At 70.5% G+C, this 5,827-nt stretch carries 5 protein-coding genes; 4 read left to right on the forward strand and 1 reads right to left on the reverse strand.

Annotated elements, in window-relative coordinates:
- Positions 1 to 84 precede the first annotated feature (84 nt).
- The 4 genes from CCN51_RS03335 to CCN51_RS03350 are packed head-to-tail and all read left to right on the forward strand — an operon-like array spanning position 85 to position 4,898.
- Complete coding sequence (locus CCN51_RS03335) at positions 85 to 1,287, forward strand: LLM class flavin-dependent oxidoreductase (RefSeq protein ID WP_014182044.1); 1,203 nt, start codon at positions 85 to 87, stop codon at positions 1,285 to 1,287.
- A gap of 23 nt (positions 1,288 to 1,310) precedes the next feature.
- Positions 1,311 to 2,684 (forward strand): NtaA/DmoA family FMN-dependent monooxygenase, encoded by a 1,374-nt coding sequence (locus tag CCN51_RS03340; RefSeq protein ID WP_014182043.1) that lies wholly within the window; start codon positions 1,311 to 1,313, stop codon positions 2,682 to 2,684.
- Entirely contained in the window at positions 2,681 to 3,772 is a 1,092-nt protein-coding gene (locus CCN51_RS03345) for an LLM class flavin-dependent oxidoreductase (protein ID WP_014182042.1), read from the forward strand. The genes CCN51_RS03340 and CCN51_RS03345 overlap by 4 nt, the downstream gene beginning before the upstream one ends.
- Positions 3,765 to 4,898 (forward strand): LLM class flavin-dependent oxidoreductase, encoded by a 1,134-nt coding sequence (locus tag CCN51_RS03350; RefSeq protein ID WP_014182041.1) that lies wholly within the window; start codon positions 3,765 to 3,767, stop codon positions 4,896 to 4,898. Before CCN51_RS03345 ends, CCN51_RS03350 begins: the two co-directional genes overlap by 8 nt.
- 108 nt (positions 4,899 to 5,006) lie before the next feature.
- On the opposite strand, the gene CCN51_RS03355 is transcribed toward CCN51_RS03350, so the two are convergent.
- On the reverse strand, positions 5,007 to 5,666 hold the full coding sequence (locus CCN51_RS03355) for a GntR family transcriptional regulator (RefSeq protein WP_014182040.1): 660 nt from the start codon (positions 5,664 to 5,666) through the stop codon (positions 5,007 to 5,009).
- Positions 5,667 to 5,827 lie beyond the last annotated feature (161 nt).

The raw sequence follows: 5,827 nt of genomic DNA on the forward strand, positions 1-5,827 counted from the left end.
AAGGTCCGTACGACAACGCCGTGCCCGCCACTTTTCACATGCGGGCCGGCGTTGTCGTACGGACCTTCAGGAAGGCACCCACTCGTGTCCTCAGCACCCTCTTCTCCGCTGCACCTCGCCGTCGCCCTCGACGGCACCGGCTGGCACCCCGCCTCCTGGCGTGAGCCGGTGGCCCGCCCCCGGGACCTGTTCGCCGCCCGATACTGGGCCGATCTGGTCGCCGAGGCCGAGCGCGGCCTGCTCGACTTCGTGACCTTCGAGGACGGTCTCGGCCTGCAGTCCTCCCACTTCCTCGAGCCGGACGGTCGCACCGACCAGGTCCGTGGCCGGCTGGACGCCGTCCTCCTCGCGGCCCGCATCGCCCCGCTGACGCGCCACATAGGCCTGGTCCCGACCACGGTGGTCACCCACACGGAGCCGTTCCACATCTCCAAGGCCATCGCCACCCTCGACTACATCAGCACCGGCCGGGCGGGCCTGCGGGCACAGATCACCGCGCGCCCGAACGAGGCCGCCCACTTCGGCCGCCGCACGATCCCCCACATCGACGCCTACGAGAGCCCGGCCGCGCAGGAGGTGGTGGCCGACCTCTTCGACGAGGCCGCCGACTACGTGGAGGTCGTGCGCAGGCTCTGGGACAGCTGGGAGGACGACGCGGAGATCCGGGACGCCGCCACCGGCCGTTTCATCGACCGCGACAAGCTGCACTACATCGACTTCGAGGGCAGGCACTTCAGGGTGAAGGGCCCGTCCATCACCCCACGCCCGCCACAGGGCCAGCCCGTCGTCAGCGCCCTCGCCCACTGGACCGTCCCGTACCGGCTGGTGGCCCGCCAGGCCGACATCGGCTACGTCACACCGCGCGACGCCGGCCACGCCCGCGCGATCGTCGCGGAGATCCGCGCCGAGCAGGAGGCGGCAGGCCGCGCCGACCAGCCCCTGCACATCTTCGGCGACCTGGTGGTCTTCCTCGACGACGACCCGGCCGCCGCGACGGCCCGACGCGAACGCCTCGACACCCTTGCCGGATCCCCGTACACCAGCGACGCCCGGATCTTCACCGGCACCCCCGCCCAACTCGCCGACCTGCTCGAGGAGTGGCGGTCGGCCGGACTGAGCGGGTTCCGGCTGCGTCCCGCCGTCCTCGGCCACGACCTTGCGGCGATCACCCGTGGCCTGGTCCCCGAACTCCAGCGCCGGGGCGCCTTCCGCCGCGCCTACGAGGCCGACACCCTGCGCGGACTGCTGGGCCTGGCCCGCCCCGCCAACCGCTACGCCGCCGCCTGAGCCCGAAGGAGAGACGTACGACCATGAGCAAGCCGCTGAAGCAGATTCACCTGGCAGCCCACTTCCCCGGCGTCAACAACACCACCGTGTGGAGCGATCCCGAGGCCGGCAGCCACATCGAGTTCAGCTCCTTCGCCCACTTCGCGCGCACCGCCGAACGCGCCAAGTTCGACTTCCTGTTCCTCGCCGAGGGCCTGCGCCTGCGCGAACAGGGCGGCCAGGTATACGACTTGGACGTCGTAGGCCGCCCCGACACCTTCACCATCCTCGCCGCGCTTGCCGCCGTCACCGAGCATCTCGGCCTGACCGGCACCATCAACTCCACCTTCAACGAGCCCTACGAGGTCGCCCGCCAGTTCGCGAGCCTCGACCACCTCTCGGGCGGCCGCTCCGCCTGGAACGTGGTCACCTCCTGGGACGCCTTCACCGGCGAGAACTTCCGCCGTGGTGGCTTCCTCCCGCAGGACGAGCGCTACTCGCGCGCCAAGGAGTTCCTGGCCACCGCGGGCGAGCTCTTCGACTCCTGGCGCGGCGACGAGATCCTCGCCGACCAGGCCACCGGCACCTTCCTGCGCGACGCGAAGACCGGGGCATTCGTTCACACCGGCCGGCACTTCGACATCCACGGCCGGTTCAACGTCCCGCGCTCCCCGCAGGGCCGCCCGGTCATCTTCCAGGCGGGCGACTCCGACGAGGGCCGCGAGTTCGCCGCTTCGAGCGCCGACGCGATCTTCAGTCGGCACGCCACCCTGAAGGAGGGCCAGGCCTTCTACACGGACGTCAAGCGCCGGCTGGCCACCTACGGCCGCCACCCCGACCAGCTGCTGATCCTGCCCGCCGCGACCTTCGTCCTCGGCGACACCGACGCCGAGGCCGAGGAACTGGCCAAGGAGGTGCGCCGCCAACAGGTCAGCGGGGCCACGGCCATCAAGCACCTGGAATTCGTCTGGAACCGGGACCTTTCTTCGTACGACCCCGACGGCCCGCTCCCCGACATCGACCCGGAACCCGGCGAACACCACATCGCCCGCGGCCGGGCGCAGGTGCGCATGTACCGTGATCCGCTGGCCACCGCCCGCGCATGGCGGGAGCTCGCCACCGCCAACAACTGGTCCATCCGCGACCTCGTCATAGAGACCGGCAACCGGCAGAACTTCGTCGGCTCCCCGGCCACCGTCGCGAAGACCATCAACGACTTCGTCCAGGCGGACGCTGCCGACGGCTTCATCCTCGTCCCGCACATCACCCCCGGCGGTCTCGACGTCTTCGCCGACAAGGTCGTCCCGCTGCTCCAGGAACAGGGCGTCTTCCGCACCGAGTACGAGGGCCCGACCCTCCGTGACCACCTGGGCCTCGCGCACCCGGACGACGTACGCAGTGAGCGGGTGGCGTCGTGAAGTTCCTCGCCATCACGCTGATCGTGCACGCCCCGGACCCGGTGACCGGCGTGCGGAAACCGACCGGCGAGCGCTTCCGCGAGGTCATCGCGGGCGCGCTGTTCGCCGAGGAACTGGGCTTCGACGGGTTCGGAGTGGGGGAGCGGCACGAGCGGCCGTTCATCTCCTCCTCGCCGCCGGTGGTGCTCAGCCACATCGCCGCGCTGACGACCCACATCCGCCTGTTCACCGCCGTGACCACCCTCAGCCTGCTGGACCCGGTGCGCGCCTACGAGGACTACGCGACCCTGGACCATCTCTCCGGCGGACGCCTTGAGCTGATCATCGGAAAGGGCAACGGCGCCGCCCAGCGCGAGCTGTTCCATGTCACTCCGGAGGACCAGTGGGAGCGCAACGCCGAGAGCTACGAAGTGTTCCGGCAGATCTGGCGGCAGGACAAGGTCACCGCCCAAACCCGCTTCCGCCCGGAGCTGACGGACGCCGAGGTGTGGCCCAGACCGCTGCAGCAACCGATCCGGGTCTGGCACGGCAGCGCGACCAGCAAGGAGTCGGTCGACCTGGCGGCCCGCTACGGCGACCCGCTGTTCTCGGCGAACGTCACCAACCCCATCGAACCGTACGCCGAACTGATCCGCCACTACCGCGAGCGCTGGGAGCACTACGGGCACGACCCGGCCGATATCGCCGTCGGCGCGGGAACGGCGGGCATCTATGTGGCCCGTACGTCCCAGGAGGCGATCGCCACGTACCGGCCGGTGTTCGAGGGCAACGTGGCGTTCCAGAAGCGGCTGGGCCTGGAGCCGGTCTTCCCGACCATCGAGGACTTCGTCGAACGCAGCTCGGCACTGATCGGCAGCCCGCGGCAGATCATCGACAAGGTGCACCGCTACCACGAGCAGTTCGGCCACACCGTGCTGCACCTCCACGCGGAGGCCAGTGGACTGACGGGCAGTCAGCACCGCGACTCACTGGAACTGTTCCAGTCCGAGGTCGCTCCGGTGCTGCGCCAGGGGATCCCCGACCCGCCGTTCGCCTGGGGCCCTGTGCTGCCGGCGCCGCCGATCCACGAGGAGCCCGCCCATGTCTGACATCCCCCTCGGCATCCTCGACCTGGTCCCGATCCCGTCCGGCGCCACGGCGGCCGATGCCCTGCGCAACTCCATCGACCTCGCACAGCGGGCCGAGCGCTTCGGATACGCCCGCTACTGGTTCGCCGAGCACCATCTCAACCCCGGCGTGGCCGGCACGTCCCCCGCCGTCGTCCTGGCCCTGACCGCCTCCGCCACCTCCACCATCCGGCTCGGCTCCGGAGCCGTACAGCTCGGACACCGCACGGCGCTGTCCACCGTGGAGGAGTTCGGACTGCTCGACGCCCTGCACCCCGGCCGCCTCGATCTCGGCCTGGGCCGCTCGGGCGGCCGCCCACCGGCACAACCGGCGACCCCGCCGCCCACCGCGCCCCCGGCCATCGCCGGCCGGGCCCCGAACGGCCTGCTCATCCCACCCCGCTTCTCCTTCGAGCACCTGCTCGGCTCGCCACGGATCGCCCTGCAGCGCAGGCTGCTCCAGCTGCCGGGCGCCGAGCCGCAGGACTACGGCGAACAGATCGACGACATCCTCGCTCTTCTGGCGGGCACCTACCGCTCCCCGGAGGGCATCGAAGCGCACGTCGTACCGGGTGAGGGCGCCGACGTGGAGGTGTGGATCCTGGGCAGCAGCGGCGGACAGAGCGCCGAGGCGGCGGGCGCCCGGGGCCTGCGCTTCGCCGCGAACTACCACGTCAGCCCAGCCACCGTGCTGGAAGCGGTGGCGGGCTACCGGGCCTTCTTCCAGCCCTCCGAGTTCCTCGACAAGCCGCATATCAGCGTGTCCGCGGACGTCGTCGTCGCCGAGGACGACGCCACCGCCCACGAACTCGCCACCGGCTACGGCCTGTGGGTCCGCAGCATCCGCACCGCCGAGGGCGCCATTGAGTTCCCGACACCGGAAGAGGCGCGCGCCCACGCGTGGAGCGAAGCAGACCGCGCTCTCGTCCAGGACCGCATCGACACCCAGTTCGTCGGCTCCCCGGGCCGGGTGGCCGATCAGCTGGAACAACTCCAGGAGGCCACGGGCGCGGACGAGTTGCTCATCACGACGATCACCCACGACCACGCGGACCGGATCCGCTCGTACGAACTGCTCGCGGAAGAATGGCGCCGCCGGGGTAATTGAAACGGCCCTGAGGGCGCGGCGCGCGGCTCCCGGCCCGAAGCCAGGCGGGGGCTGGTGGCTGGGGAACCACACGCGGCCTGGGCCGGAATCCAGGCGTCCATGTGGGCGCTAACACCGGATGGCTGAGTGATTCCGCTGGAAGGCGTCCACACGCAGGTCCCGGGTGCGGGACAGATGGCGGATCATCGTCGTGCGCGCTGTTTCCGCGTCGCCTCGGCGGATGGCGTCGAGGATCAGGGCGTGTTCCTCCTGGCCGGCGCGGAGGGCCTCATCCAGGTGCTCGACCTGCGTCATCTGCGCGTTGTAGATCTGTTGGAGTACACCGAGTCCGTCGAGCAGCCGGGACATCGTGCCGTTGCGTGCCGCGGCGCGGAGGGCCTGGTGCCACTCGGTGTTGAGCTCGACGTGCCTCTCGTGGTCGGTGCAGTGTTCGGCTTCGGTGGTGATGCGCTCCAGTGACGCCAGGTCACGCCGGGATGCCTGTTCCGCGGCCGCCGCGGCGCAGGCGGACTCGAGGGTGATGCGGACGTCGTAGATCTCGCGGATCTCTTCCGGGGTCCGCGTCTTGACGACGTAGCCACGTATCTCGCGGTTGATCAGCTCTTCCTGGGCCAGCCGGGCGAGTGCTTCCCGTACGGGGGTGCGGGAGACGCCGAGCTTCTTCGCCAGGGCGGTCTCCAGGAGGACGGCCCCTGGTGGGAGTTCACCGCCGACGATCATGGCACGGATGGATTCGTACTGCACGGCAGCGGAGTCGTAGACGCTCATGTGAAGGTCACCGGTCCACGTGCGGTGTCAACGGTGAAGGAGAGCCTCAAAGGGCCCGAGTCCAGTGGCAGGGTGGTGCCGAGGGCCAGGATGAGGGCACGGACCCCGTCCGGGTCGGGGGTGCGGGCGGACAGGTCCAGCAGTGGGGTCTGCGGGAGGGC

The organism is Streptomyces milbemycinicus (assembly GCF_002154605.1).
GTDB lineage: Bacteria > Actinomycetota > Actinomycetes > Streptomycetales > Streptomycetaceae > Streptomyces > Streptomyces milbemycinicus.

Excerpts from the sequence above, each read along its gene's own strand:
- CCN51_RS03350 (WP_014182041.1), top strand. The coding sequence starts at position 3,765 with ATGTCTGACATCCCCCTCGGCATCCTCGACCTGGTCCCGATCCCGTCC.
- CCN51_RS03355 (WP_014182040.1), bottom strand. The coding sequence starts at position 5,666 with ATGAGCGTCTACGACTCCGCTGCCGTGCAGTACGAATCCATCCGTGCC.
- CCN51_RS03340 (WP_014182043.1), top strand. The coding sequence starts at position 1,311 with ATGAGCAAGCCGCTGAAGCAGATTCACCTGGCAGCCCACTTCCCCGGC.